Source organism: Kitasatospora sp. NBC_01300, from assembly GCF_041435235.1.
Lineage (GTDB): Bacteria > Actinomycetota > Actinomycetes > Streptomycetales > Streptomycetaceae > Kitasatospora.
Genome location: NZ_CP108408.1, coordinates 5,657,501 through 5,684,293, shown reverse-complemented (window position 1 = coordinate 5,684,293; position 26,793 = coordinate 5,657,501). Strand labels below are relative to the sequence as shown.

The 26,793-nt window shown below is 72.4% G+C and carries 18 protein-coding genes, 2 rRNA genes and 1 pseudogene (1 of these 21 running past the window's edge); 4 read left to right on the top strand and 17 right to left on the bottom strand.

Translation table 11 applies throughout. The annotated features are described in order from the left end of the window. Nucleotides 1–75 precede the first annotated feature (75 nt). The 4 genes from ald to OG556_RS25215 all read right to left on the bottom strand — a co-directional run bounded on the left by ald (nt 76) and on the right by OG556_RS25215 (nt 6,247). Nucleotides 76–1,191 carry an alanine dehydrogenase gene (ald, locus tag OG556_RS25230; protein ID WP_350883703.1) on the bottom strand — a complete coding sequence of 372 codons (1,116 nt, stop codon included), beginning with the start codon at nt 1,189–1,191 and terminating at the stop codon, nt 76–78. Nucleotides 1,192–1,452: 261 nt separating this feature from the next. Further along, a complete protein-coding gene (locus tag OG556_RS25225; protein ID WP_371519576.1) occupies nt 1,453–3,651 on the bottom strand; it encodes an AAA family ATPase in 2,199 nt (732 codons plus the stop codon). Between the two features lie 175 nt (nt 3,652–3,826). Further along, nucleotides 3,827–4,474: an NUDIX domain-containing protein gene (locus OG556_RS25220; protein WP_371519574.1), complete on the bottom strand. Its 648-nt coding sequence runs from the start codon at nt 4,472–4,474 to the stop codon at nt 3,827–3,829. A 93-nt stretch (nt 4,475–4,567) separates the two neighbouring features. Then, nucleotides 4,568–6,247 (bottom strand): CTP synthase, encoded by a 1,680-nt coding sequence (locus tag OG556_RS25215; RefSeq protein ID WP_371519571.1) that lies wholly within the window; start codon nt 6,245–6,247, stop codon nt 4,568–4,570. Nucleotides 6,248–6,967: 720 nt separating this feature from the next. On the opposite strand from OG556_RS25215, the gene OG556_RS25210 reads away from it, so the two are divergent. Continuing rightward, nucleotides 6,968–8,974, top strand: a complete 2,007-nt coding sequence (locus OG556_RS25210; RefSeq protein ID WP_371519568.1) for a glycoside hydrolase family 15 protein — start codon at nt 6,968–6,970, stop codon at nt 8,972–8,974. 20 nt (nt 8,975–8,994) lie between these two features. Here the strand turns inward: OG556_RS25210 and OG556_RS25205 are convergent, their stop codons facing one another. The 3 genes from OG556_RS25205 to OG556_RS25195 form a co-directional block, all read right to left on the bottom strand. Then, nucleotides 8,995–10,173 carry a glycosyltransferase family 4 protein gene (locus OG556_RS25205; protein ID WP_371519565.1) on the bottom strand — a complete coding sequence of 393 codons (1,179 nt, stop codon included), beginning with the start codon at nt 10,171–10,173 and terminating at the stop codon, nt 8,995–8,997. 235 nt (nt 10,174–10,408) lie between these two features. Then, nucleotides 10,409–12,142, bottom strand: a complete 1,734-nt coding sequence (gene recN, locus OG556_RS25200; RefSeq protein ID WP_371522879.1) for a DNA repair protein RecN — start codon at nt 12,140–12,142, stop codon at nt 10,409–10,411. An 88-nt stretch (nt 12,143–12,230) separates the two neighbouring features. Next, nucleotides 12,231–12,926 (bottom strand): YitT family protein, encoded by a 696-nt coding sequence (locus tag OG556_RS25195; protein WP_371519562.1) that lies wholly within the window; start codon nt 12,924–12,926, stop codon nt 12,231–12,233. A 132-nt stretch (nt 12,927–13,058) separates the two neighbouring features. Here OG556_RS25195 and OG556_RS25190 point away from each other — a divergent pair, with 132 nt between their 5' ends. Continuing rightward, nucleotides 13,059–14,558, top strand: a complete 1,500-nt coding sequence (locus OG556_RS25190) for a PLP-dependent aminotransferase family protein (RefSeq protein WP_371519559.1) — start codon at nt 13,059–13,061, stop codon at nt 14,556–14,558. Between the two features lie 19 nt (nt 14,559–14,577). Here the strand turns inward: OG556_RS25190 and OG556_RS25185 are convergent, their stop codons facing one another. The 4 genes from OG556_RS25185 to OG556_RS25170 form a co-directional block, all read right to left on the bottom strand. After that, nucleotides 14,578–15,486 carry an NAD kinase gene (locus tag OG556_RS25185; RefSeq protein WP_063349647.1) on the bottom strand — a complete coding sequence of 303 codons (909 nt, stop codon included), beginning with the start codon at nt 15,484–15,486 and terminating at the stop codon, nt 14,578–14,580. 93 nt (nt 15,487–15,579) lie between these two features. Further along, on the bottom strand, nt 15,580–16,437 hold the full coding sequence (locus OG556_RS25180) for a TlyA family RNA methyltransferase (RefSeq protein WP_371519555.1): 858 nt from the start codon (nt 16,435–16,437) through the stop codon (nt 15,580–15,582). Continuing rightward, nucleotides 16,434–16,622 carry a hypothetical protein gene (locus OG556_RS25175; protein WP_363589367.1) on the bottom strand — a complete coding sequence of 63 codons (189 nt, stop codon included), beginning with the start codon at nt 16,620–16,622 and terminating at the stop codon, nt 16,434–16,436. The genes OG556_RS25180 and OG556_RS25175 overlap by 4 nt, the downstream gene beginning before the upstream one ends. Then, on the bottom strand, nt 16,606–17,499 hold the full coding sequence (locus tag OG556_RS25170) for a histone H1-like repetitive region-containing protein (RefSeq protein ID WP_371519551.1): 894 nt from the start codon (nt 17,497–17,499) through the stop codon (nt 16,606–16,608). The genes OG556_RS25175 and OG556_RS25170 overlap by 17 nt, the downstream gene beginning before the upstream one ends. A 177-nt stretch (nt 17,500–17,676) precedes the next feature. On the opposite strand from OG556_RS25170, the gene OG556_RS25165 reads away from it, so the two are divergent. Then, complete coding sequence (locus tag OG556_RS25165; protein WP_371519548.1) at nt 17,677–18,024, top strand: alkyl sulfatase C-terminal domain-containing protein; 348 nt, start codon at nt 17,677–17,679, stop codon at nt 18,022–18,024. A gap of 75 nt (nt 18,025–18,099) precedes the next feature. Here OG556_RS25165 and OG556_RS25160 read toward each other — a convergent pair whose 3' ends face one another. Beyond that, the gene (locus OG556_RS25160; RefSeq protein ID WP_371519545.1) at nt 18,100–19,137 is read right to left on the bottom strand and encodes an HAD-IIA family hydrolase; all 1,038 of its coding nucleotides are present in this window, start codon (nt 19,135–19,137) and stop codon (nt 18,100–18,102) included. An 86-nt stretch (nt 19,138–19,223) separates the two neighbouring features. Further along, nucleotides 19,224–19,823, bottom strand: a complete 600-nt coding sequence (locus tag OG556_RS25155) for a tetratricopeptide repeat protein (protein WP_371519543.1) — start codon at nt 19,821–19,823, stop codon at nt 19,224–19,226. Nucleotides 19,824–19,915: 92 nt separating this feature from the next. Between OG556_RS25155 and OG556_RS25150 the strand changes: the two genes are divergently transcribed. Further along, on the top strand, nt 19,916–21,286 hold the full coding sequence (locus OG556_RS25150) for a DUF1015 family protein (protein WP_371519540.1): 1,371 nt from the start codon (nt 19,916–19,918) through the stop codon (nt 21,284–21,286). Nucleotides 21,287–21,377: 91 nt separating this feature from the next. Here the strand turns inward: OG556_RS25150 and OG556_RS25145 are convergent, their stop codons facing one another. The 4 genes and pseudogenes from OG556_RS25145 to OG556_RS25130 form a co-directional block, all read right to left on the bottom strand. Beyond that, nucleotides 21,378–22,256: a tetratricopeptide repeat protein gene (locus OG556_RS25145; RefSeq protein WP_371522877.1), complete on the bottom strand. Its 879-nt coding sequence runs from the start codon at nt 22,254–22,256 to the stop codon at nt 21,378–21,380. Nucleotides 22,257–22,436: 180 nt separating this feature from the next. Continuing rightward, nucleotides 22,437–23,303: pseudogene (locus OG556_RS25140) on the bottom strand (tetratricopeptide repeat protein); the annotation flags it as partial. 717 nt (nt 23,304–24,020) lie between these two features. Beyond that, a 5S ribosomal RNA gene (gene rrf / locus OG556_RS25135) occupies nt 24,021–24,137 on the bottom strand. 109 nt (nt 24,138–24,246) lie between these two features. Further along, nucleotides 24,247–26,793, bottom strand: a 23S ribosomal RNA gene (locus OG556_RS25130) (it continues 573 nt past the right edge of the window).

Sequence of the window (26,793 nt, the reverse complement as noted above, 5' to 3'; positions counted from 1 at the left end):
GGATCGAAAGATCAATGGATCACCGGATCGCAGGATCACCAGCTCGCTGGATCACCGAATCGCAGGATCACCGGATCAGGCGAGCACGCTCTCCAGCGAGACCGACTCCAGGCCGAAGGCCTCGGCCACGGCCGGGAAGGTGATCTGGCCCTCGTGCACGTTCAGGCCCTTGGCGAGCGCCGGGTCACGGCGCAGCGCCTCCTTCCAACCGCGGTTGGCCAGCTCGACGACGTACGGCATCGTCGCGTTGGTCAGCGCGTAGGTGGAGGTGTTCGGGACGGCGCCCGGCATGTTGGCCACGCAGTAGAAGACCGAGTTGTGGACCTGGAAGGTCGGCTCGGCGTGCGTGGTGGCGTGCGAGTCCTCGAAGCAGCCGCCCTGGTCGATGGCGATGTCGACGAGCACGGAGCCCGGCTTCATGCGGGAGACCAGCTCGTTGGTGACGAGCTTCGGGGCCTTGGCGCCCGGGATCAGCACCGCGCCGATGACCAGGTCGGCCTCGATGACGGCCTTCTCCAGCTCGAAGGTGTTGGAGACGATGGCCTTGATCTTCGTGCCGAAGATGCGGTCGGCCTCGCGCAGCTTGTTGATGTCGCGGTCGAGCAGGGTCACGTCGTAGCCCATGCCGATGGCGATGGTGGCCGCGTGCCAGCCGGAGACGCCACCGCCGATGACGACGGCCTTGGCCGGGTGGGTGCCGGGCACGCCGCCGGGCAGCACGCCGCGGCCGCCGGCCGGGCGCATCAGGTGGTACGAGCCGACCTGCGGGGCGAGACGGCCCGCGACCTCGGACATCGGGGCGAGCAGCGGCAGCGCGCCGTTGCCGAGCTGCACGGTCTCGTACGCGATGGCGGTGGTGCCCGAGGCGATCAGCGCGTCGGTGCCGGCGCGGTCGGCCGCCAGGTGCAGGTACGTGAAGACGGTCTGGCCCTTGCGCAGCCGGTGGTACTCGGAGGCGATGGGCTCCTTGACCTTCAGCAGCAGGTCAGCGGTGGCCCACACCTCGTCGGCGGTGGGGAGGATGGTGGCGCCGGCGGCCACGTACTCCTCGTTGGGGATCGAGGAGCCGACACCGGCGTTGTCCTCGATGTAGACCTCGTGTCCGTTGCGGACCAGCTCATGCACGCCGGCGGGCGTGATGGCCACGCGGTACTCGTGGTTCTTGACCTCGCGGGGGATGCCGACCTTCACGGCTAAACACGTCCTCTTGCCATGGGGGTCCCTACCGGAGAAGACCGGCGGGCGACGCGCACGTGGGGAAGCCTCCGGGACAGCCCGGGGCGGGGATCGCTGCGCGACTGAGTTCGAGTGTAATGAAGCCCAGTCGGCGTGTCAGCCTTCCAAAGTGAATAAATCTGCCGAACACATTGGCAGGTTCGTAGGCTTCCCTTGCGATCTTCCCACCAAAGATGTGTTAACCGGGCATCTTCGACAATACCTCCGAAATACCCCTCACCACCCGGCGTCGACGCGTTCCCGCAGGTCCGCGAGGGCGGCCCCGACGGCCTCCCGGCCACGCTCGTCGCCGAGCCTGCGCAGCACCGCCAGCGCGGCCCGGTACTCGCGGTCCGCCTCGTCGAAACGGCGCTGCGCGGTGTGCGCCTCGGCCACCCGGGCGAGCAGCCGGGCCTCGGCGGCGGGCTCCCCCATCGACTGCCGCAGGCCGAGCGCCCGCCCGTACCAGTCGGCGGCACGCACCGCGTCGCCGAGCGCCCGGTGGCAGCCTGCCGCACCCTCCAGGGCCCGGGCGCAGAGCGGTTCGTCCCCGGCCGTGCGGGCGTGCTCCAGGGCGGCCCGGTAGTGCGCGACGGCCTGCTCCCAGCGGCCTGCGGCGGCCTGCAGGTCGCCCAGGTTGAGCAGCGCGGCCGAGGCCCGACGGGGTCTGCCGTGCCGCTCGGCGACGGTCAGCACCAGTTCGTGCAGCCGGTAGAGGTCGGCGGGGGCGGCGGCGCCGGTCAGCGGCAGCGCCCGCAGCAGCGCGGTGACCAGCCGGCCCGCCGAGCCGTCCAGGTCGCCCTGGCCGATCGCGTCGGCCACCGCCCCGAGCAGCAGGTCCCGCTCGCCGAGCAGCCACTCCCGGGCGTGCTCCGCCGAGCCCAGCCGCAGGGCGGCGGGCAGCGGGTCCGGCCCGGGGCCGCCGCCCGCCGGGTCCAGCAGGGCGCGGGCCGACTCGGTGAGCCGGACCAGCCGCTCCAGCAGCCGGGCCCGGGCGAGCTCGGTCTCGGCGGGCCGGTCCTCCTGCTCGCGCAGCCGGACCAGCCTCGGGTAGAGGCGCCCAGGCACCCGGTAGCGCGGGCTGCCGTCGGCGGCCGGCGCCTCCTGGCCGAGCAGCTCCCGTTCGGCCAGTGCGGCGAGCGTCACAGCGGCCTCCGGTGCCGGGCAGCCGACCAGGGCGGAGGCGGTGCGCGGGTCGGCGGTCTGCGCCGGGGCCAGGGTGAGGGTGCGCAGCATCCGCGCCTGGGCGGCCGGCAGGGTGCCGTACAGCAGGGTGAACGCGCCGATCAGCGGGTCGCTGTCGGGGACGGGCACCGGTTCGGCGGGCTCCGGTCCGGGCTTCACCCAGGCCGCCTGCTCCCCGGCCGTCTCTCCGGCGGCGGGCTCCGGCGCCGGGCCCTCGGCCGGCTTCTCCCCCGGCGGTGGGGGCGTCGGGGCCTTCCCGGGCGTCGACACCTGGGCCGCCTTCGGCCCCGGTCCGGGCTTCGCGGTCTTCCCCGGGGCCGCCCCCTGTACCGGCTTCGCGGCCTTCCCCGGGGCCGCCCCCTGTACCGGCTTCGCGGCCTTCCCGGGCGTCGGCGCCTGGGCGGTCTTCGGCCCCTGGACGGGCTTCTCCGCCTTCTCCCCCTCCCCCTTCGGCGCCGCCGACCGCGTCGACTCCTCGCCCACCACCCGGGTGAGCTCGCGCGCCGCCTCGGTGACGGCCGCCTTCGGGTCGCCGCGCAGCCACCCGGCCATCAGCCGCAGGGCGGCCGGCCGGGCCGCGCAGGCCTCCGCCAGGTCGGCACCGCCGACCGGGTCGCAGGAGATCCGGGTGCCGCCGACCAGGTCGGCGAGCAGTTCGCCGGAGGCCTGCCGGTCGAGCCCGCCGAGGATCACCGGGTCGATGTCCTCGATGCCGGTGAGCGGCCCTGCGGTGGTGGCGAGCACCAGGCAGCCGGGTTCGTCGGCGAGCAGCGGCCACAGCTGCCCGGCGTCCCGGACGTCGTCCAGCACCAGCAGGACCCGGCGACCCACGAGCGCCTCGCGCAGCGCGACGCAGGCGGGCTCGTCCCGCCCGTCCCCGGTGGCGCCGGGCAGCGGCACGGGGGCCTCGGGGTCGAGCTGCTCCAGCAGCAGGCGGGCGGCCCGGGCGGGCGTCACCCGGCCGCCGTCGGGGGCGGACAGGCGCGCGAAGAGCACACCGTCGGGGTGGTCCGCGGCGGCGGTGCGGGCGAAGCGGACCGCCAGCGTGGTGCGGCCGGAGCCGGGGCGACCGGCCAGGACCAGCACCGGGCTGCGGCCGGTGGCCGGGCGCGCGGCGGCCGCCCGCAGCGCGGCCAGTTCGGTGCGCCGCCCGACGAACAGCGCGGGCCCGGCCGGCAGCCGGTCGAGGCCCGGAACGGCCCCGACGGGCACGTCGGGGCCGGGGTCCATCGTCGCCGTCTTCCTCGCCACCCGTGCCACTCCCGACGTCATCCGGCCTCAGCGGAGGCGGCCCGGGACGGGCGCCCTGTCTGCGAAGCGTAGTTCGACCGTCCGGCTCAGCCGAGGTGACATCCGGTCGTACGAACCGGTAAATCACCCTCGCGGATCAACAGCAGGGTGTTCAGGAGGCGTACGGGCCGTTCGCTCACCCCTCGAAGGGCCGGGCCGGCCAGGGCGAGTCCGCCGGGCGCAGCCCGTCCAGCCCGTCCGGTCCGGTGAGCGCGGCGTGCACGGCGAGCGTGCCGGTGACCAGGGTCGGGTTGTGCAGCCGCCCGGCGTGGATCAGCCGGATCAGGTCGGACACCGGCACCCAGGCGACCTCGATCTCCTGTTCCTCGCCCTCCGCCGCGTAGCGCTCGCCCTCGGCCTCCGCGAGGTCGGTGGCGAGGAACATCCGCAGCGCCTCGTCGGTGCCGCCCGGGGAGGTGTAGTAGTCGGCGAGGATGCGCCAGGTGTCGGCCTTGCAGTGCGCCTCCTCGTACAGCTCGCGCTGCGCGGCGTGCCACGGGTTCTCGCCGGGCACGTCGAGCAGGCCGGCCGGCAGCTCCCACAGGCGCTGGCGGACGGGGTGGCGGTACTGCCGCAGGACCAGCACCCGCTGCTTGTCGTCCAGGGCGAGCACGGAGACCGAGCCGGGGTGGGTCTGGTAGTCACGGCGGGCCCAGCTGCCGTCGGGCATCCGGACCTCCTCGCTGCGCACGCCGGTGACCTTGCCCTGGAACGGCGTCCGGCTCTCCCGGACCTCCCACTCCTCGGCCACGTCGGCGATCCCCTGGTCGCGCTGCTCGTCCATCGCTCTCCCCTTTTCGTCAGTACGACACAATCTAACGCCGAACGGCGGCCCCGCGGGAATCGCGGGGCCGCCGTCCGGTGAACGACCGACGACTTACTCGGCCGCGGTGGTCTTGATCTCGATGGCGGCCTTGACCAGGCCCGCGAACAGCGGGTGCGGGCGGGTCGGGCGGGACTTCAGCTCCGGGTGGGCCTGGGTGGCCACCAGGTACGGGTGCACCTCGCGCGGGTACTCGACGTACTCGACCAGGTCGCCCTTGGGGGAGAGGCCGGAGAACTGCAGGCCGGTCTTCTCCAGGTCCGCGCGGTAGGCGTTGTTGACCTCGTAGCGGTGGCGGTGGCGCTCCTCGACGTACTGCTCGCCGCCGTAGACCTCACGGACGATCGAGCCCTCGGCGAGCTTGGCCGGGTACAGGCCCAGACGCATGGTGCCGCCCAGGTCGCCCTTGCCGTCGACGATGGCCAGCTGCTCGGCCATCGTGGAGACGACCGGGTGCTTGGCGGCGGCGTCGAACTCGGTGGAGTTGGCCTCGGGCAGGCCGGCCAGGTTGCGGGCCGCCTCGATGACCACGCACTGCAGACCCAGGCACAGGCCGAGCAGCGGGACGCGGTTCTCGCGGGCGAAGGTGATGGCGCCGACCTTGCCGTTGACGCCGCGGTCGCCGAAGCCGCCGGGGATGCAGATCGCGTCCACGTCGCCGAGCTGCGCCTGGGCGCCCTCGGGGGTCTCGCAGTCGTCCGAGGTCACCCACTTGATCTCGACCCGGGCGTTGTTGGCGAAGCCGCCGGCGCGCAGCGCCTCGGTCACCGACAGGTAGGCGTCCGGCAGGTCGATGTACTTGCCGACCAGGGCGACCTTGACGATGTGCTGCGGCTCGTGGACGCGGCGCAGCAGGTCGTCCCAGGTCGTCCAGTCCACGTCGCGGAACGGCAGGTCGAGCCGGCGCACCACGTAGGCGTCCAGGCCCTCGCCGTGCAGGACCTTGGGGATGTCGTAGATCGACTTGGCGTCGATGGCCGCGACCACGGCCTCCTCGTCCACGTCGCACATCAGCGAGATCTTGCGCTTGATGGCCTGCGGGACCTCGCGGTCGGCGCGCAGCACGATCGCGTCGGGCTGGATGCCGATGTTGCGCAGCGCGGCGACGGAGTGCTGGGTGGGCTTGGTCTTCAGCTCGCCCGAGGGGCCGATGTACGGCAGCAGGGAGACGTGCACGAAGAACACGTTGTCCCGGCCGACCTCGTGGCGGACCTGGCGGACGGCCTCCAGGAACGGCAGCGACTCGATGTCGCCGACGGTCCCGCCGACCTCGGTGATCACCACGTCGACGTCCTCGGTCGCCATCCGGCGGATCCGGGACTTGATCTCGTTGGTGATGTGGGGGATGACCTGGACGGTGTCGCCCAGGTACTCGCCGCGTCGCTCCTTGGCGATGACGGTGGAGTAGACCTGGCCGGTGGTGACGTTCGCCGAACCGTGCAGGTTGGTGTCCAGGAACCGCTCGTAGTGGCCGATGTCCAGGTCGGTCTCGGCGCCGTCGTCCGTGACGAAGACCTCACCGTGCTGGAACGGGTTCATGGTGCCCGGGTCCACGTTGAGGTACGGGTCGAGCTTCTGCATGGTGACGCGCAGGCCGCGGGCCTTGAGGAGCGCGCCGAGGCTGGAGGCGGTGAGGCCCTTGCCGAGCGAAGAGGCGACACCCCCGGTGACGAAGAGGTGCTTGGTCGTCACGGCGCGGCCGTTCGCTGCCTTGCCGGAATGGGGCTGTGCCAAGAGGGGGCTCCCGTGGGTCGCGTGTCGAAGGTGACGTGGGCGGGATGCTCTCGACTCGCCGAACGACGGGAGGCGGTGCGGTGCACGGCACTCGGGGGGTCGTCGATTCGGCTGGTCCGGGGCGTTTGATCCCACCGGTCCACGGGATACCAGGGTATCAGTGACGCGACCCGGACGCCTTCCGGCCCGCTCGCGGCACCCCGGGGGCGTGCGCGGGGCGCACCACCGGCGCATCATCCGGCGCAGCAGTCACACCGGTCGCACCACGGCCGGACCGGGCCACTTCGGAGCACTCCGTTCGGGCCATGACAGCCCCTCCACTGGGACCAGCCGGAACTGATCCGTCCGGACCATCCTGCCCGGCGTCCTCGCGATGCACGGCATTTCCGCCGAATTGTGGCGCCACACGAGGCTGCGCCCGCGTGCTTCGCCCCTTTCGTCCGTCGTAAGCTGCACGGACGCATCGCCGACAGCACGAGCACGCGGAGGGCGTGGGAGGTCAGGACACTCCCGGTCCCCGATGCGCGACCGGACCTCCCCGTATTCCAGCTCCTCCCCTCCCACCCCAGGGGCTCGACCGAGCCCCGCGCGGACACTCCAGCAAGGCCCGCCACCACCCCTCGGCGGGCCGGACGTCCCGGGGTGGGCTCCGGCCCCGCAGACCGCTCGCTCCCCCAGATCGCCGATGCGTCGTGACCACATTGCGAACTGGAGATCCACGTGGCCGGCCGTATCGAGGACTACGCACTCATCGGGGACATGCAGACCGCTGCCCTGGTCAGCAGGGACGGGGCGGTGGACTGGCTCTGCCTGCCCCGCTTCGACTCTCCGGCCGTGTTCGCCGGCCTGCTCGGCACCGATGAACACGGCTTCTGGCGGATCGGTCCGGCCGAAGCCGTCGCGACCGAAGTCCCCACCCCCGCGGCACCCCCCACCCCGGCCGCCCCCGCACTCGGCCTCCCCCGCTTCACCGACACCGCCGAGCTGAGGGTCCCGCCGCCCACCGCGGCCGCCCCCGCGGTGCCCGCCGACCGCCGCCGCTACCGGGGCGACTCGCTGGTCCTGGAACAGGAGTGGGACACCCAGGGCGGCACCGTCCGGGTGATCGACTTCATGCCGCCTCGCCCGCTGGCCGGCCGCGACGCCGTCCCCCAGGTGATCCGGATCGTCGAGGGCGTGGCCGGCACCGTCCGGATGCGCTCGGCGGTGCGGATGCGCTTCTCGTACGGGCGCATCGTGCCCTGGGTGCACCGGGTCGAGCAGGCCGGCGGCGGCCACCGCACCGTCGCCGTGGCCGGGCCCGACTCGGTGTGGCTGGACGGCGAGTCCGAGACCTACGGCCGCGACCTGACCACCTACGCCGACTTCACCGTCACCGCCGGCGAGCGGATCGCCTTCGCGCTGACCTGGCAGGCCTCCCACCTGGACGCGCCCAAGGCCCCGGACGCCGAGGAGATGCTCGACGCCACCACCGACTTCTGGCACGAGTGGGCCGCCCAGTGCACCTACCAGGGCCCCTACCGCGAGGCCGTGATCCGCTCCCTGATCACCCTCAAGGGCCTCACCTACGCCCCCACCGGCGGCATCGTCGCCGCCCCCACCACCTCGTTGCCCGAGGACATCGGCGGTGAGCGCAACTGGGACTACCGCTACACCTGGCTGCGCGACGCCGCGATCACCCTCTCCTCGCTGCTGCGCACCGGCTACCGCGACGAGGCCAAGGCCTGGCGCGAGTGGCTGCTGCGCGCCGTCGCCGGCGACCCGGAGAACCTCCAGATCATGTACGGCATCGCGGGCGAGCGCGAGCTCACCGAGTCCTCGCTGGACTGGCTGCCCGGCTACGAGGGCTCGCAGCCCGTCCGGGTCGGCAACGGCGCGGCCGGCCAGCTCCAGCTCGACGTCTACGGCGAGGTCGTCGAGGCCCTGCACCTGGCCCACATGACCGGCCTGGTCCGCAACGACCACGCCCACCACCTCCAGCTGCGCCTGATCGAGTACCTGGAGGACCACTGGCAGGAGCCGGACGAGGGCATCTGGGAGGTCCGCGGCCCGCGCCGGCACTTCGTCCACTCCAAGGTGATGGCCTGGGTCGCCGTCGACCGGACGATCAAGCTGCTGGAGCAGACCCCCGAGGACGCCCCCTCCGACGGCCACCTGGAGCGCTGGCGCGAGCTGCGCGAGACCATCCACCGGGACGTCTGCGAGAAGGGCTACGACCCGGAGCGCAACACCTTCACCCAGTACTACGGCGGCAAGGAGCTGGACGCCTCGCTGCTGCTCATCCCCCAGGTCGGCTTCCTGCCGCCGGACGACAAGCGCGTCATCGGCACCATCGAGGCGATCCAGCGCGAGCTGTCCACCGAGGACGGCTTCGTGCTGCGCTACCCGACCCACGACGAGAGCGGCAACAACGTCGACGGCCTCTCCGGCCACGAGGGCGCCTTCCTGGCCTGCTCGTTCTGGCTGGCCGACGACCTCGCCATGATCGGCCGGGTGCAGGAGGCGCGCGAGCTGTTCGACCGGCTGCTCGCGCTGCGCAACGACCTCGGCCTGCTCGCCGAGGAGTGGGACCCGCGGCTCAAGCGCCAGGTCGGCAACTTCCCGCAGGCCTTCAGCCACGTCCCGCTGATCGACACCGCACTGCGGCTGACCGCCTGCGGCGGCGCCTACCTGTCCGCCCAGCCGGACGGCCTGGCGGCCGAGCGGGTCGAGCAGGCGACGGTCTAGCGGCCCGGCGGTCCGGCGGTCTAGGGCCGCTGGACCAGCTCGTCGTAGGTGCTGAGCACCTGGGCGACGGTGGCGGCCTCGTCCGGCCAGGTCTCGGCCTGCTGCCGGCCGGCCGCCACCAGCCGCTCGCGGCCCGCCGGGTCGACCAGCAGCCCGCGCACCGCCCGGCCGATCGCGATCGGGTCGCCGGCCGGAACCAGCACGGCCGCGTCGCCGACCAGCTCGGGGATCCCGCCGACGGCGGTGGCGACCACCGGCACGCCGGCCCGCATCGACTCCTGCACCACCAGCGAGCGGGCCTCCCAGCGACTGGCGACCACCACCACGTCGGCGGCCGCCAGCAGGTCGGGCACGTCGGTGCGGAAGCCGAGCAGCCGCACCGGCAGCTTCTCGGCGGCGACCCGCTCGCGCAGCCCGGCCGCCTCCGGGCCGTCCCCGGCGACCAGCAGCAGCGGCTCCGGGTCCAGCACGGACAGCTCGCGGGTGGCGTCCAGCAGCAGCCCGAAGGCCTTCTGCGGGACGAGCCGGCCGACCGCCAGCACCAGCGGCCGGTCCGGGCCGTCGCCGAGCAGCGCGGCGCGCGCCGCGGCCCGGTCGAGCCGGCCCTCGGGCATCGGCGGGGCGGCCACCGGGCCGAGCCGGGCGTCGGTGGCGCCCAGCTCGCGGGCCCGGGCGACCAGGTCGGAGGAGGCGCCGAGGACGAGGTCGGCGGCGCGCGCGACCCGGCGCTCCATCAGCCGCTGCAGGCGGCGTTCCAGGCCGGTGGCCAGCAGCGCGTGGTGGGAGGTGACCACCAGCGGGGTCTCCGGGCGCAGGCCCGGGAAGCGGCCGGCGGTGCGCAGGGCGAGGTCGGCGAGCAGTCCGGCGCGCAGCCCGTGCGCGTGCACGACGTCGGCGCCGGTGAAGGCCCGGCGCAGCTCACCGATCGCGGTGGCGTCACTGCGGGCGCCGGCGGTGGGGGTGATGTCGACGGTGTGGAACCTGGCGCCGGTGCGGGAGAAGCCGAACAGCGCGTCCGTGCCGGCCGGGGCGCACACCGTGACGATCACGCCGTGCGCGACGAGGCCCTGCGCCAGGGAGCGCACGTGGGCACCGATGCCGCCGGTGCTGGCGGCCAGGACGAGTACCACGTGCAGCTGCCCCGGTTCTGGGGTGGCAGCGGCGGCCCGGGCGGCGGAATGGTCCACGTTCTCTCGCATCCGACTCGATCAGGTTCGCGCGCCGCTTCGCGAGGGTTGCCCGTCGGCGGCGCTCGGGACTGGAAAGCCAGTGTCCAGCCGCCACCATGCCAGGTCGGCGGCCCTCTTGGACAGTCGGCGCCACCAGGGGCGCGTCGCCTTCCGTCCGCAAGGGCCACCCGACCCTGTCAGTGGGTCGGACGCCCCGGCCAGGGCGTGTCGCAGCAGGTCCGGCCGGGCGTTCGACGGACCCGCGTCAGCGGTGGCGCGGGGCCCGGGCGGCGGCCAGCAGTTCCTCGGCGTGGGCCCGGCCGAGCTCGGAGTCCTCCAGTCCGGCCAGCATCCTGGAGAGTTCGCGCACCCGCTCCTCGTCGTTCAGCACCTTGACGCCGCTGCGGGTCACGGTGCCGTCGTTGGTCTTCTCCACCACCAGGTGCCGGTCCGCGAAGGCGGCGACCTGCGGCAGGTGGGTGACCACCACGACCTGGGCGGATTCGGCCAGTTTGGCCAGCCGGCGGCCGATCTCGACCGCGGCCTTGCCGCCGACGCCCGCGTCCACCTCGTCGAACAGGTAGGTGGGGACGGGGTCGGCGCCCGCGAAGACCACCTCGACGGCGAGCATCACCCGGGACAGCTCACCGCCCGAGGCGCCCTTGGCGATCGGGCGGGGCTGGGCGCCGGGGTGCGGGGCGAGCAGCACCTCGACCTCGTCCACACCGTGCGGGCCGTAGGCGACGGTGCGGCCGTCGACCTCGATCCCCGACAGGTCGTCGACCTGGGCGATCGAGAAGGTCACCCGGGCGTGCGGCATCGCCAGTTCGGCGAGTTCGGCGGAGACGGCCTCGGCGAAACGCCCGGCCGCGGCCTGCCGGGCGCCCGAGACCTCGGCCGCCAGCTCGGCCAACTCGGCCCGCAGCGCGGTCTCCTGGGCGCCGAGCTGGTCGATCCGGTCGTCGTCGCCGTCGAGTTCGGCGAGCCGGGCGGAGGCGGCCTCGGCCCAGGCGAGCACCTCGGCGAGGGAGTTCTCCGGGCCGCCGTACTTGCGCAGCAGCTGGGCCAGGACGGCCCGGCGGTCCTCGACGGCGGCGAGCCGGACGGGGTCGGCGTCCAGGTCGTCCGCGTAGCCGGCCAGGTCGCCGGCCACGTCGGCGAGCAGGTAGCCGACCTCGTTGAGGCGGTCGGCGAGACCGGCGAGGCGCTCGTCGTGGTGGCGCACGGCGTCCAGCGCGCGGCGGGACTGCGCGAGCAGGGTGCCCGCGTCCAGTGCCTCCGGGTCGGCCGGGTCGCCGGCCAGGGCGGCGTGGGCAAGGGTCGCGGCGGAGGACAGCGCGTCGGCGTGGCCCAGCCGCTCGGCCTCGGCGGCCAGCTCCGTGTCCTCGTCGGCCACCGGCTCGGCGGCGGCGATCTCGTCCAGGCCGAAGCGCAGCAGATCGGCCTCCTGGGCGCGCTCGCGGGCCCGGGTGGTCAGCTCCTCCAGGGTGGCCGAGACCTCGCGCAGGCTCCGGTAGGTCTCCCGGTAGCGGGCCAGCGGCTCGGCCACCGCCTCGCCCGCGTACCGGTCCAGCGCGCCGCGCTGGCGGGCCGGGCGCAGCAGCCGCTGCTGGTCGGTCTGGCCGTGCACGGCGATCAGTTCCTCGCCGAGTTCGGTGAGCAGCCCGACCGGGACGGCCCGGCCGCCGACGTACGCCCGGGAGCGGCCCTCGGCGGAGACGGTCCGGCTGATCAGCAGGGCGCCCTCGTCCAGTTCGGCCCCGGCCTCGGCCGCGCGGATCGCCGCCGGGGAGCCCGCGGGCAGCTCCAGCCGGCCCTCGACGACGGCGCGTCCGGTCCCGTTGCGCACCAGGCCCGGGTCGGCGCGGCCGCCGAGCAGCAGGCCGAGGCTGGTCACGACCATGGTCTTTCCGGCGCCGGTCTCACCGGTCACGGCGGTGAAGCCGGGGGCGAGTTCGACCACCGCGTCGTCGATGACCCCAAGATCCCGTATCCGCATCTCGTCCAACACGGAGACGACCTTACGAGGTTCCACCCCCGGCGCGCGACGAGCGGCAACGCCGCGCGGCAACTCCGTGCCCGGAAGTTCACCCCTTCCGGGGCGTTTGCCCAGGTCCCGGCACCGTGCACCACGGCAGGAAGATCTGCACCAGCGGGCCGATCGCCAGTGCGTACGCAACCGTGCCGACCCCGGCGGTGCCGCCCAGCAGGACGCCGGCGACCAGCACCGTCACCTCGATGCCGGTGCGGATCAGCCGCAGCGAACGCCCGGTGCGCCGGTGCAGGCCGGTCATCAGGCCGTCGCGCGGGCCGGGGCCCAGGCGGGCACCGATGTAGAGGCCGGTGGCCAGGCCGTTGAGCAGGATCGCGGCGACCATCAGCGCGATCCGGGCGGGCAGCCCGTGCGGGCCGTCGACCAGACGCAGCGTGAAGTCCATCGAGGCGCCCAGCACCAGCACGTTGGCGACGGTGCCGACGCCCGGGCGCTGGCGGATCGGGATCCACAGCAGCAGGACCAGGGCGCCGCAGATGGTCACCCAGGTGCCCACCGAGAGGCCGGCGACGCGTTGCAGGCCCTGGTGGAAGACGTCCCACGGGTCGAGGCCGAGGCCGGAGCGCAGCATCAGCGCCATGCTCGCGCCGTACAGGTAGAGGCCGACGGCGAGCTGCGGGATCCGGCGGCCCAGGGCGTGGGTGTCACCGAGCACCCGGGCGGCGAGCGGGGGCCGGGCGGCCTCCGGGGCGGGTCCGGACGTGGTCGTGGGCGTGGTCGTGGTGGCCATCGGGCGCTCCTGCGGGTGGTGCTGCACCCCGGGCGGCCCCGGCGGTGGCGGACTCGACGACCGCACTGCCATGATGGTCAGGCCAATAGAGCCCGCTCCAGGGCCAATTTCGAGCAAGTGGACTGATCAGCCTTGGCCGACTGGCACACCACCGTCACCCCGCCCGCGCTCGCCCGGCTGCTCGCCGCCGCCCGGCTGCCCGAACCGGCCACCGCCCGCCGCCCCGCCTACCGGACCCTCGCCGGGCAGATCCGGCTGCTGGTCACCGAGGGCCGCCTGCCGGTCGGCGCCCGGCTGCCCGCCGAACGCGAACTCGCCGGCGCCCTGGAGCTGAGCCGCACCACCGTCGCCACCGCCTACGAGACCCTGCGCGCCGACGGCTACCTGCTCAGCCGCCGCGGCGCCGGCAGCTGGACCGCCCTGCCCGAGGGCGCCCCGCCGCCCAGCGACGCGCTGCACCCCGTCCCCCCGGACGAGCAGGGCCGCACCCTGGACCTCGGCGTCGCCGCCCTGCCGGCCCCGCAGCCCTTCCTCGGCGAGGCCACCGTCCGGGCCGTCGAGCAGCTGCCCTGCTACGCCTCCGGGCACGGCCACTACCCCACCGGCGTCCCGGTGCTGCGCGAGGCCCTCGCCCGCCGCTACACCCAGCGCGGCCTGCCCACCACCCCCGACCAGATCCTCGTCACCACCGGCGCGATGGGCGGGCTGCACCTCGTCCAGCGGGCGCTGATCGGCCGCGGCGACCGGGTCGCCGTCGAGGCGCCCAGCTACGCCCACACCCTTCAGGCGCTCCGGATCACCGGCGCCCGCCTGGTGCCGGTGCCGTACGGCTACCGCCCCCAGCCCGAGTGGGACCTCGCCGAGTGGCGCGGGGTGCTGCGCGGGGCCGCGCCCAAGGTCGCCTACGTGATCCCCGACTTCCACAACCCGACCGGCGCGCTGATCGGCGAGGAGCAGCGCCGCGAGCTGCTGGCCGCCGCCCGGGCCGCCGGCAGCGTCGTCCTGGCCGACGAGACCACCGCCGAACTCGGCTGGGGCGTACCGGAGTCCGCCCCGCTGCCGCGCCCGATGGCAGCGCTGGACCGGTCCGCCCAGGTGGTCACCGTCGGCTCGGCCAGCAAGCTGCTCTGGGGCGGCCTGCGGATCGGCTGGGTCCGGGCCGCGCCCGCGCTGGTGCGCCGGCTGGCCGCCGACCGGGTCTACAGCGACGTCGGCACGCCGGTCCTGGAGCAGCTGATCGCCGCCGAACTGCTGGGCGAGCCGCTGCCCGCCGTCCGGGCGCACCAGCTGGACCGGCTGCGGGCCACGGCGCACGCCTTCGCCGCCGCACTGCCCGAGCACCTGCCGGGCTGGTCGTTCACGCCGCCGCCCGGCGGGCTCTCGCTCTGGGTGTCCACCGGCGGGCTGTCCGGCGCGGCGCTGGCCCGGGCCGGGGAACGCGCCGGGGTGCGGATCGCCTCGGGCAACCGGTTCGGCTCGGACGGCGCGTTCGAGCACCACATCCGGATCCCGCTCACCGTGCCGGCCCCGGCCGTCCCCGCCGCCGTACAGCGGCTCGCCGAGACCGCCGCCCGGGCGACGGCGGGCGGCCGCTACGGGCCGCCCGGCGACACCCCGCCGCTGGCGATCTGACCGGCGAACCGACGGGCGGTCAGCAGTGGGTGTTCGCCCGCCCGCGCCAACCCGTCACCGGCAGCGCGAACTTGGCCACCAGCCGGTCGGTGAACGGCGCCCGGTGCAGTCTGGCCAGGCGCACCGGGGTCTGCCCCCGGCGGACCTCCACCCGTGCGCCGGCGGGCAGTTCGACCGTGCGCCGCCCGTCGCACCAGAGCACGCCGTGCGGGGTCTTGGGCTGCACCTCGACGGCCAGCACCGAGTCCGGCGAGGTCACCAGCGGGCGGGCGAACAGCGCGTGCGCGGAGATCGGCACCATCAGCAGCGCCTCCACCTCCGGCCACACCACCGGCCCGCCGCCGGAGAACGCGTACGCGGTGGAACCGGTCGGCGTCGCGCACACCACGCCGTCGCAGCCGAAGTTGGAGACCGGGCGGCCGTCCACCTCGGTCACCACCTCCAGCATCCGCTCCCGCGACGCCTTCTCTATCGACGCCTCGTTCAACGCCCAGTCCTGGTGCACCACATCGCCGTTGGTGCGGACGATGACGTCGATCGTCATCCGCTCCTCGACCTCGTAGTCGGCGTCGACCACCCGCTCGACCACCACGGCCAGATCGTCCCGCTCGGCCTCGGCGAGGAACCCGACCCGGCCCAGGTTGATCCCGAGCATCGGCAGCCCGTGCTCACGGGCCAGCTCCGCGCCGCGCAGCAGCGTCCCGTCCCCGCCGGCGACCAGGATCAGCTCGCAGCCGTCCGCCGCGCCCGGGCCCCCGGCCACCTTCTCGACCCCGTCCGGCAGGTCCAGGTCCAGCGCCTCGGAGGCGAGCAGTCTGATCCGGATGCCCGCCTTCAGCAGCCCGTGCACCAGGGCCTCGACGCTGCGCAGCGCCGCCGCCCGGCCGGTGTGCGCGATCAGGAAGACCGTACGTTCTTCATCGCTCATGCCGCTGCCCTCTCCCTCACGCCTGCCGGGTCGCCTTCGGCCCCGGTACGGCCGCGTCACACAGCATGACGGACCGGACGCCCCCACAGCACCCTATCGGGGCCCCTCCGCGACGGCCCGGTCCGCCTCGGCGGGATCCAGCTGCGGGGCGTCCCGGCGCAGCCACAGGAAGTACTCCACGTTCCCGGACGGGCCCGGCAGGGGGCTCGCGGTGACGGCGCGCACGCCCAGCCCGAGCTCCCACGCCTGCCCGGCGACCTGGCGCACCATCTCGGCACGCAGCTGGGGGCTGCGCACCACCCCGCCGCTGCCCAGGCGCTCCTTGCCGATCTCGAACTGCGGCTTGACCATCAGCACCAGGTCCGCGTCCCCGGCCGCGCAGGCGGCCAGCGCGGGCAGCACCAGGCCCAGCGAGATGAACGACAGGTCGCCGACCACCAGGTCGACCGGGGTGCCGCCGATCAGCTCCAGGGTCAGCTCCCGGACGTTGGTGCGGTCCATCACCGTCACCCGCTCGTCGCTCTGCAGCGACCAGGCGAGCTGCCCGTAGCCGACGTCCACCGCCAGCACGCCGGCCGCGCCGGCCCGCAGCAGGACGTCGGTGAAGCCGCCGGTGGAGGCGCCCGCGTCCAGCGCCCGGCGGCCCTCGACCACCAGGCCCTGCGGGACGAAGGCGGCGAACGCCCCGGCCAGCTTGTGCCCGCCGCGCGAGACGTAGTCGGGGTCGTTGTCGTCCTTGGCCACCACGACCGCCGCCGAGGTCTCCACCTGGGTGGCCGGCTTGGTCGCGGTGGTGCCTCCGACGGTCACCCGGCCGGCCGCGATCAGCTCGGACGCGTGCTCACGCGACCGGGCCAGCTTGCGGCGGACCAGCTCCGCGTCGAGTCGGCGTCGTGCCACTGCCACTGGTGTTTCAGCTCCTACGGGTCCTGCGGGTCGTTCCAGGGTCATTCCTGGTCGAGCGCGGCCAGCGTGTCGGCCAGCCGCTGGTGAACATCTTCGTACACCTCGACGTGTGCCTCGGCCGGGACCCCGTCCAGGGCCTCCAGCCGGGCCAGCCCGGCGTCCACGACGGGGTGGCCGGTCGGGGTCGGTTCCACGCCGAGCGGTTCGACGGCTTCAGCTGGTCCGGTCATCGGGCTTCTTCGTGCTGGTGGCCTTGCGGACGGTGGTCTTCTTCGTCGCCGTGCGCTTCGCGGGCGCCTTGGGCTGCGCGGGCGGCTCGGCGGCCGCCTGCTGCCCGGTGGCGGTCTTCTTGACGGCCGTCTTGCGCACGGTCGTCTTCTTGGCGGCCGTCTTCTTGGCCACCGGCTTCTCGGCCGCCGCCTTCTTCGCCGGGGACTTCTTCGCCCCGGTCCGGCCCGCCGCCGGGGCCTTCTCCGTCTGAGCCTTCTCCGCCGGGGCCGGCTCCGTCGCCGTGGGCTTCTTCGCCGGGGTCCGCTTCGCGGCGGCCTTCCCCGGTACCGACGGGCGCACCGGCGGGACGGGCGGGTCGACCTCGACCGGCTCGTCCACCTCCACCCGTTCGGCCACTATCGGCTCCCCCGCCGCCGGGGCCGCCGACTGCTCGTCCGCCCGCTCCCAGCCGCGCCCGAACAGGTCGTCCGCCCGGGGCGCCGGTGCCGGCTCCGCCGCCTCGTCGGCCCCGGCCGACCGCGCCGCAGGCTCGGCCTCCTCCTCGACCTCGCGCAGCTTGCTCTCCAGGTAGGCGAGCACCACGCCGACCTTCATCACCTGGTCGCCGACCTTCTCGAAGGCCTTCTCCACCTCGCCGCGCGCCACCCCGACGGCCAGGTCCACCCCGGCCCGCCCCGCGGTGACCGCCTCCTCCGCCAGCGTCTGCAGCGTCTTCGCCGACGGCGGGAACTGCCCGCCGAGCCGGCGCTCGACCTCGGTGACGTCGACCCCGGTCCGCTCCAGGATCACGGCCGCCGTCCCGACGACCCGCTTGCCGACCTCCTCCGCCAGCCCGGCGGCGACCTCCACCACTCCCCGCACCGTCCTCGGCAGCATCCGGGTGCCTCCTTAGCGCCTGCGCGCATCGCTCCGTCGCCGTCGGTGCCCGGGCCGATCCGGGCACCCCACCGACGACGCTACCGCCAAAACCCGCCTGCGGTACCGTGGCCCGGCAGGGACCATCGCCGTCACCTGCCGCAACCACCAGGCAACCCAGGGAGGGGAACCGCCGCCATGGCCAACGCCGAGGAGTGCCGCGAGGCACTGGAACAGCTCAGCCGGAACATGGCGAAGTCCACCGGTGACGTCCGCAAGGCGGCCGCTCTCGACCGCTCGCTCAGCTGCCGGATCACCGACCTCGACCTGACCTTCACCGGCCGACTGCGCGACGGCCGGATCCACGACGTCGCCTCGGCCCCCGGCGCCCCGGCCGAGAAGGCCGCGATCCGGCTCACCATGAGCAGCGACGACCTGGTCGCCGTGGTCTTCGGCGGGCTCAACTTCGCGTCCGCCTGGGCGGGCGGCCGGATCCGGCTGGAGGCGAGCTTCCGCGACCTGCTGCGGCTGCGCACCCTGCTCTGAACCCGGCCACCCGGACCTGAGCGCCCCGGACCCAAGTGCTCCGGACCGCCCTCGCCCTGGGCCCCGTGCGGCGGCTCAGAACCCCAGTTCGGCCAGGGCCTTGCGCCCGTCGGCCGGTGCGCCGTCCGCGTCCAGCGCCGTCCACGCCGCCGCGCACAGCGCCCGCAGACCGTCCCAGCGGTCCCCGCCGCCGTCCAGCCGCAGCACGCCACCGGCCGCCGACGCGACCCAGCCGCCGCAACCGAAGCCGTCCGCCCCGGTCGTGACCGCCGGGTGCGGCTCCAGCAGCCCGCGCAGGTCCGCCGACAGGTAGGTCGGCCGGTGCTCGGCCGGGGCCGTCAGCAGCTGTGCCGGGGTGGTCACCCCGGTGAAGACCAGCAGGCTGTCCACCCCGCCGTTGAACGCGCCCTCGATGTCGGTGTCCAGCCGGTCGCCGACGACCAGGGGCTGCCGCGCGCCGGTCCGCAGCACGGTCTCCCGGTGCATCGGCGGCTGCGGCTTGCCCGCCACCACCGGGTCCACCCCGGCGGCCGCCCGCACCGCCGCCACCAGCGTCCCGTTGCCGGGCGCGATGCCGCGCGCGGTCGGGATGGTCAGGTCGGTGTTGGAGGCCACCCACGGCAGCCCCTGCTGCACCGCGTACGCGGCCTCCGCCAGCTGCGCCCAGCCGACCGACGGGTCGTAGCCCTGGACCACCGCGAGCGGCTCCTCGGCCAGCGAGCGGACGGCGACCAGCCCGCGCTCGGCCAGTGCCTCCTCCAGCCCCGGGCCGCCCACGACCAGCACCTTCGCCCCGGCCGGCACCTGCTCGGCGACCACCCGGGCGGCCGCCTGTGCCGAGTTGATCACGTCGGCCGGCTCGGCCGGCACGCCCAGCCCGGTCAGGTGCTCGGCCACCACCCGCGGCGGGCGGGAGGCGTTGTTGGTCACGTACGCGAGCCGCATCCCGGCCGTCCGGGCGGCGGCCAGCGCGTCCACGGCGTGCTCGATCGCGTGCGGGCCCGCGTAGACCACGCCGTCCAGGTCCAGCAGCGCCGTGTCGTACGCCTCGGTCAGCGGCTGCTCGCTGCCGCCGGGGGCGGTCCGTCGCACGGTGGTGGCCGTCTCGGTCATGGCTGCGCTACCTCATTCACTGCGTCGTTCGCTTCCTCGGGTGCCCCCGAGCCGGTGGGCCCTGGAGCGGGTGGGCCCCGAGCCGGTCAGACCTCGTCGTCCGCACCGGCGTCGCCCGTCGGCGCCCCGTCCGGGTCCGGCGGGGGCGCCAGGTACCCGGGTGCCCCGGGCAGCAGCGGGCCGAACGCCCCGGCGCGGGCCGCCAGGGTCGCCCTGGTCTGCCGCAGCGCCGCCTGGTAGTGCTCGGTGCCCGGCCGCATGGCCACGGCCAGCGCCAGGTGCTCGGCGGACGTCTCGAAGTCGCCCAGCCGGGCCGCCGCGACGCCCCACCCGAACTGAGCGTAGTCGTCCGACGGATCGGCCAGCGCGACGGCCCGGAAGTTCTCCAGCGCCGCCGCGTACGAACCGGTGTCGAACTGGGCCCGCGCCAGCGTCTCGCGGATGCTGCGCGACTGCGGCTCGGCCGCCGCCGCCCGGACCAGCAGCTGCTCGGCGGCGGCCGGATTGCCCTGGGCCAGCAGCCTGCCGCCGCGCCGGAACCAGTCGTACACGTCCCCGGTCGGCTCGCCGGAACGCCCCTGCGCCGGCACGCCGCCGTGCGCCGGAGCACCCCCGCCGCCGGCGCCGTCCGGCCCGCCCTGCTCGGCCGGGCCGCTGCCGTCCAGCCGTTCCTGCCTGTCGTCCATGCGGTACCTCGCCCTCGGTCGCACACCCGTCCCACAGGTCAGCACGGGTATTCCGATCTCTCAACAACGCGTACCCGGTTACGATGCCCAGAATGAGCACACCCAGTGCAGAAGACGGAGTCGAGACTCCCGAGGGCGGCCCCGGCGATCCCGGGCACGTCGCCACCGCAGGCCTGTCCCTGTCACCCTTCCGAGGCCTGCGCTACGTCCCCGATCGGGTCGGCGCCCTGGCCGCGGTCATGTCACCGCCGTACGACGTCGTCGACCCCGGCCGTCGGCTCGACCTGGAGACCGCCGACCCGCACAACGTGGTCCGGCTGATCCTGCCCAGGCCCGAGCCCGAGGACGCCGGCGACCGGCCCGACCGCGACACCAAGTACCGGCACGCCGCCCGGCTCCTGGCCGCCTGGCAGCGCGAGGGGATCCTCGCCGCCGACCCGGCGCCCGCGCTCTACGTCTACGAGCAGCGCGTGCCCGCCACCGGCGACTCCCCCGAACTGCTCCAACGCGGGCTGATCGGCGCCCTCGCGGTGAGCGGTCGCGAGGCCGGCGTGGTCCTCCCCCACGAGGACGTGATGCCGCGGCCGGTCGCCGACCGGGTCGGCCTGATGCGCACCACCCGGGCCAACCTCGAACCGCTGCTGCTCACCTACCGCGGCAACGGCGGCGCCTCCGGCGTCATCGAGCGGACCGTCCAGGGCGAGCCGCTGCTCTCCACGGCCACCAGCGACGGCACCCACCACCGCCTCTGGGCCGTCGCCGACCCCGCCGAGATCGCCGAGATCAGCCGCGACCTCGCCACCTGCCGGGCCCTGATCGCCGACGGCCACCACCGCTGGGAGATGTACCTCCGCCTCCAGCGCGAGCACCGCCACCTGCCGCGCAGCCCGTGGGACCGCGGCCTGGTGCTCCTGGTGGACACCGCCCGCTACCCACTGCGGGTCCGGGCCATCCACCGGGTGCTGTACCGGCTGCCGGTGGCCGAGGCGCTGGAGAGGCTCGGCGACCAGTGGAAGGTCAAGGAGGTCCCCGGCCCGCTGACCGCCGCCCTCCAGGCGCTCGCCGAACAGAAACGGCACGGCGGCAACGGCTTCATACTGACCGGCGGGGACGGCGTGTACTGGCTGCTCGGCGAGCCCGAGGAGGCACTGCTCGACGCCACCGTGCCGCACGACCGGCCCGAGGAGTGGCGCCACCTGGACGCCACCGTCCTGCACGCCACCCTGCTCGACCGCACCTGGCACGTCCCCGACGGCCCGGACGACATCGGCTACCTGCACACCGCCGCGGCCGCCGAGCAGGAGGCCGCGCGCACCGGCGGCACCGCCGTCCTGCTGCACCCGGTCCGGGAGAGCGTGGTCCGCAGACTCGCCGAACAGGGCGTCACCATGCCGCGCAAGTCCACCTCCTTCGGGCCGAAGCCGGCCACCGGACTGGTGCTGCGCAACCTCGAACTGGGCTAGGTTCCCCCGCCGAAACGCGAAGAGGCCCTGCCCGCTTCCCCCTGGAATTCCAGGGGAAGCGGGCAGGGCCTCACTCGTCGGTCGAAACCGCTCAGCTGCGGGCGTCGCCCTTGGCCTCGGCGTCAGCCTTCGCCTCGTCCTTGGCCTCGTCCTTGGCCTCGGTGGCGCGCGCGGGCACCACGCCGTCGAACTCCTCGTCGATCTCGAGGTCGTCCTCGTCGTAGTACTCCTCGACGTTCTCCTCGTCCTCGAAGATCACGCGGTCGTCGGAGGCCTCGCCGCCGCGCTTCTTCGCCGGGGCGTCGGCCTGCTCGAACTCCTCCTCGGCCATCTCCGGGTCGAGCGCGTCCACGAACTCCACGCCGTCGATCTCGGCCAGGCGCTCAGCAGCGTTGGTCGTGCCGTCGGTGTCGGCCTCGGCCGCCTTCGCGAACCAGTCACGGGCCTCGTCGCCACGGCCGGCCGCGATCAGCGCCTCGCCGTAGGCGTACCGGAGACGCGCGGTCCACGGGTGCACGGCGCTGGAGGCCAGCTCCGGGCTCTGCAGGGTCACCACGGCCGCGTCGAACTGCTCCATGTCGGAGCGGGCGCCGGCGGAGACCAGGCGCATCTCGACCTGGCCGGCCTTGTCCAGCTGCTTCACCTCGGGCTCACCGGCCATCGCCAGTGCCCGCTCCGGACGGCCCAGACCGCGCTCGCAGTCGGCCATCACGGGCCACAGGTCCGCGCGGCCGGTCATCCGACGGGCGGCACGGAACTCGGTCAGCGCCTCGGAGTACCGCTGCGTCATGTACGAGGCGAAACCGGCCGCCTCACGGACGGCGGCCACGCGGGAGGCCAGACGGAGCGCGACGCGGGAGAACTGGTAGGCCTCCTCCGGCTCGGTGTCGAGCAGGCGGGCCACCATCACCAGGTTGCGGGCGACGTCGTCCGCGAGCGTCTTGGGAAGGCTCTTGAGCTCCTGGCGCACGTCCCCGTCCAGCTCGAAGCCGGTGACGTCCTCCGGGATCGGCAGGCGCTTGACGGGCTCGTAGTTGCCACGACGGTCGTCGTAGCCACCCCGGTCGTCACGGCGGTCGTCGCGGTTGCCGCGGTAGCCGCCGCGGTCGTCCCGACGGTCGCCACGGTCGCGGTTGAAGCCGCCACCGGAGGGGCGGTCGTCGCGACGGAAGCCGCCACGGTCGCCACCGCGGTCGTCGCGGTTGAAACCACCCGAGGGACGGTCGCCACGGTCACGGTTGAAACCACCGCCCGAGGGGCGGTCGTCACGGCGGAAGCCGCCACGGTCGTCGCGGTTGAAACCACCGGACGGACGGTCGTCACGACGCGGACGGTCGTCACGGTCACGGTTGAAACCGCTCGGACGGTCATCGCGACGGAAACCGCCACCACCGGACGGACGGTCGCCACGGTCACGGTTGAAACCACCACCGGACGGACGGTCGTCACGGCGGAAACCACCGCGGTCGCCACCGCGGTCATCGCGGTTGAAACCACCCGAGGGACGGTCGCCACGGTCACGGTTGAAACCACCGCCCGAGGGGCGGTCGTCACGGCGGAAACCACCGCGGTCGCCACCGCGGTCATCGCGGTTGAAACCACCCGAGGGACGGTCACCACGGTCACGGTTGAAGCCGCCACCGGAGGGGCGGTCGTCACGGCGGAAGCCGCCACGGTCGCCACCCCGGTCATCGCGGTTGAAACCACCGGACGGACGGTCGTCACGACGCGGACGGTCGTCACGGTCACGGTTGAAACCGCTCGGACGGTCATCGCGACGGAAACCGCCACCACCGGACGGACGGTCGCCACGGTCACGGTTGAAACCACCACCGGACGGACGGTCGTCGCGACGGAAGCCGCCACGGTCGCCACCACGGTCATCGCGGTTGAAACCACCCGAGGGACGGTCACCACGGTCACGGTTGAAGCCGCCACCGGAGGGGCGGTCGTCACGGCGGAAGCCGCCACGGTCGCCACCACGGTCATCGCGGTTGAAACCACCGGACGGACGGTCGTCACGACGCGGACGGTCGTCACGGTCACGGTTGAAACCGCTCGGACGGTCATCGCGACGGAAACCGCCACCACCGGACGGACGGTCGCCACGGTCACGGTTGAAACCACCACCGGACGGACGGTCGTCGCGACGGAAGCCGCCACGGTCGCCACCACGGTCATCGCGGTTGAAACCACCCGAGGGACGGTCACCACGGTCACGGTTGAAACCACCGCCCGAGGGGCGGTCGTCACGGCGGAAACCACCGCGGTCGCCACCCCGGTCATCGCGGTTGAAACCACCGGACGGACGGTCGTCACGACGCGGACGGTCGTCACGGTTGAAGCCGCCACCGGAGGGGCGGTCGTCGCGGCGGAAGCCACCGCCGCCCTGACGGTCGTCCCGACGGGCGCCGCCACGGTCGTTCGACCAGCCCCCACGGGACCGGGGCTCGTAGCCTCGGCCGTCGTCCGATCGACGCTCGGGACGGTCCTGGGGCTGGTTCGACATCGTGGTGACTCCTTCTGCTGCTTCAGCTCCACCGCGGACTGAGCAACTCCGCTGCCGTCACGCGGTTTCGGCGCCGGCCTCCTGGCCGCGCACCATCTCCATTGTCCGACATCCCGGAACACTCCGCCTGGGCGAAGGTCCCGGCCTGCCGGGGTACTACTCGTTCGCAAAACACAAAAAGGCCGCGGCCCCAGCGAATCGCTGGGGCCGCGGCCTTGAATAATTGTTCGGCGGCGTCCTACTCTCCCACAGGGTCCCCCCTGCAGTACCATCGGCGCTGTGAGGCTTAGCTTCCGGGTTCGGAATGTAACCGGGCGTTTCCCTCACGCTATGACCACCGAAACCCTATCGGGTATTCAGCGAAACACACTTTTTAATTGATAAGTGTTTTTCTTGTTCGCCGGCGATAGCTGTTCGCTACCCGGGAACCACACAGTGAACGCGAGCGTCTGAGGACAAGCCCTCGGCCTATTAGTACCGGTCAACTCCACCCCTCACAGGGCTTCCATATCCGGCCTATCAACCCAGTCGTCTACTGGGAGCCTTACCCTCTCAAGGAGGTGGGAGTGCTCATCTCGAAGCAGGCTTCCCGCTTAGATGCTTTCAGCGGTTATCCCTCCCGAACGTAGCCAACCAGCCATGCCCTTGGCAGGACAACTGGCACACCAGAGGTTCGTCCGTCCCGGTCCTCTCGTACTAGGGACAGCCCTTCTCAACACTCCTACGCGCACAGCGGATAGGGACCGAACTGTCTCACGACGTTCTAAACCCAGCTCGCGTACCGCTTTAATGGGCGAACAGCCCAACCCTTGGGACCTACTCCAGCCCCAGGATGCGACGAGCCGACATCGAGGTGCCAAACCATCCCGTCGATATGGACTCTTGGGGAAGATCAGCCTGTTATCCCCGGGGTACCTTTTATCCGTTGAGCGACGGCGCTTCCACAAGCCACCGCCGGATCACTAGTCCCTACTTTCGTACCTGCTCGACCCGTCAGTCTCACAGTCAAGCTCCCTTGTGCACTTACACTCAACACCTGATTGCCAACCAGGCTGAGGGAACCTTTGGGCGCCTCCGTTACTCTTTAGGAGGCAACCGCCCCAGTTAAACTACCCACCAGACACTGTCCCTGATCCGGATCACGGACCCAGGTTAGACATCCAGCACGACCAGAGTGGTATTTCAACGACGACTCCACAACAACTGGCGTTGCTGCTTCAAAGTCTCCCACCTATCCTACACAAGCCGAACCGAACACCAATATCAAGCTATAGTAAAGGTCCCGGGGTCTTTCCGTCCTGCTGCGCGAAACGAGCATCTTTACTCGTAATGCAATTTCACCGGGCCTATGGTTGAGACAGTCGAGAAGTCGTTACGCCATTCGTGCAGGTCGGAACTTACCCGACAAGGAATTTCGCTACCTTAGGATGGTTATAGTTACCACCGCCGTTTACTGGCGCTTAAGTTCTCAGCTTCGCCTGGACGAATCCAAGCTAACCGGTCCCCTTAACGTTCCAGCACCGGGCAGGCGTCAGTCCGTATACATCGCCTTACGGCTTCGCACGGACCTGTGTTTTTAGTAAACAGTCGCTTCTCGCTGGTCTCTGCGGCCACCCCCAGCTCTGGCAGCAAATGCCGTCACCAGGAATGGCCCCCCTTTTCCCGAAGTTACGGGGGCATTTTGCCGAGTTCCTTAACCATAGTTCACCCGAACGCCTCGGTATTCTCTACCTGACCACCTGAGTCGGTTTGGGGTACGGGCCGCCATGAAACTCGCTAGAGGCTTTTCTCGACAGCATAGGATCATCCACTTCACCACAATCGGCTCGGCATCAGGTCTCAGACTATGTGAACGGCGGATTTGCCTACCGTTCGTCCTACACCCTTACCCCGGGACAACCACCGCCCGGGCTGGACTACCTTCCTGCGTCACCCCATCGCTCACCTACTACAGACTTGGTTCAGCGGCTCCACCACGTCCCTTTGTCCGAAGACTCCGGGCCGGCTTCACGGGCTTAGCATCAAGAGGTTCAGCGTTGGCGCTTCAAAGCGGGTACGGGAATATCAACCCGTTGTCCATCGACTACGCCTGTCGGCCTCGCCTTAGGTCCCGACTTACCCTGGGCAGATCAGCTTGACCCAGGAACCCTTGGTCAATCGGCGCAAGAGTTTCCCACTCTTGTATCGCTACTCATGCCTGCATTCTCACTCGTATACCGTCCACGACTGGTTTCCACCGCCGCTTCACCCGGCACACGACGCTCCCCTACCCATCACAGCAGGCGTTGGCCCTATTGCTGCAATGACACGACTTCGGTGATGTGCTTGAGCCCCGCTACATTGTCGGCGCGGAATCACTTGACCAGTGAGCTATTACGCACTCTTTCAAGGGTGGCTGCTTCTAAGCCAACCTCCTGGTTGTCTCTGCGACTCCACATCCTTTCCCACTTAGCACACGCTTAGGGACCTTAGTCGGTGTTCTGGGCTGTTTCCCTCTCGACCATGGAGCTTATCCCCCACAGTCTCACTGCCACGCTCTCACTTACCGGCATTCGGAGTTTGGCTAAGGTCAGTAACCCGGTAAGGCCCATCGCCTATCCAGTGCTCTACCTCCGGCAAGAAACACGTGACGCTGCACCTAAATGCATTTCGGGGAGAACCAGCTATAACGGAGTTTGATTGGCCTTTCACCCCTAACCACAGGTCATCCCCCAGGTTTTCAACCCTGGTGGGTTCGGTCCTCCACACGGTCTTACCCGCGCTTCAACCTGCCCATGGCTAGATCACTCCGCTTCGGGTCTTGGGCATGCAACTCAACCGCCCTATTCGGACTCGCTTTCGCTACGGCTACCCCACACGGGTTAACCTCGCTACACACCGCAAACTCGCAGGCTCATTCTTCAAAAGGCACGCAGTCACGGCCCACCAGCAAGCTGATGAACGACGCTCCCACGGCTTGTAGGCACACGGTTTCAGGTACTATTTCACTCCGCTCCCG

Bases quoted from the DNA above. Each gene is read 5' to 3' on its own strand.
- OG556_RS25220 (WP_371519574.1), bottom strand. From the start codon at position 4,474: ATGGACGAGCAGCGCGACCAGGGGATCGCCGACGTGGCCGAGGAGTGG.
- OG556_RS25205 (WP_371519565.1), bottom strand. From the start codon at position 10,173: ATGCGAGAGAACGTGGACCATTCCGCCGCCCGGGCCGCCGCTGCCACC.
- recN (WP_371522879.1), bottom strand. From the start codon at position 12,142: ATGCGGATACGGGATCTTGGGGTCATCGACGACGCGGTGGTCGAACTC.
- OG556_RS25195 (WP_371519562.1), bottom strand. From the start codon at position 12,926: ATGGCCACCACGACCACGCCCACGACCACGTCCGGACCCGCCCCGGAG.
- OG556_RS25185 (WP_063349647.1), bottom strand. From the start codon at position 15,486: ATGAGCGATGAAGAACGTACGGTCTTCCTGATCGCGCACACCGGCCGG.
- OG556_RS25180 (WP_371519555.1), bottom strand. From the start codon at position 16,437: ATGACCCTGGAACGACCCGCAGGACCCGTAGGAGCTGAAACACCAGTG.
- OG556_RS25175 (WP_363589367.1), bottom strand. From the start codon at position 16,622: ATGACCGGACCAGCTGAAGCCGTCGAACCGCTCGGCGTGGAACCGACC.
- OG556_RS25170 (WP_371519551.1), bottom strand. From the start codon at position 17,499: ATGCTGCCGAGGACGGTGCGGGGAGTGGTGGAGGTCGCCGCCGGGCTG.
- OG556_RS25165 (WP_371519548.1), top strand. From the start codon at position 17,677: ATGGCCAACGCCGAGGAGTGCCGCGAGGCACTGGAACAGCTCAGCCGG.
- OG556_RS25160 (WP_371519545.1), bottom strand. From the start codon at position 19,137: ATGACCGAGACGGCCACCACCGTGCGACGGACCGCCCCCGGCGGCAGC.
- OG556_RS25155 (WP_371519543.1), bottom strand. From the start codon at position 19,823: ATGGACGACAGGCAGGAACGGCTGGACGGCAGCGGCCCGGCCGAGCAG.
- OG556_RS25150 (WP_371519540.1), top strand. From the start codon at position 19,916: ATGAGCACACCCAGTGCAGAAGACGGAGTCGAGACTCCCGAGGGCGGC.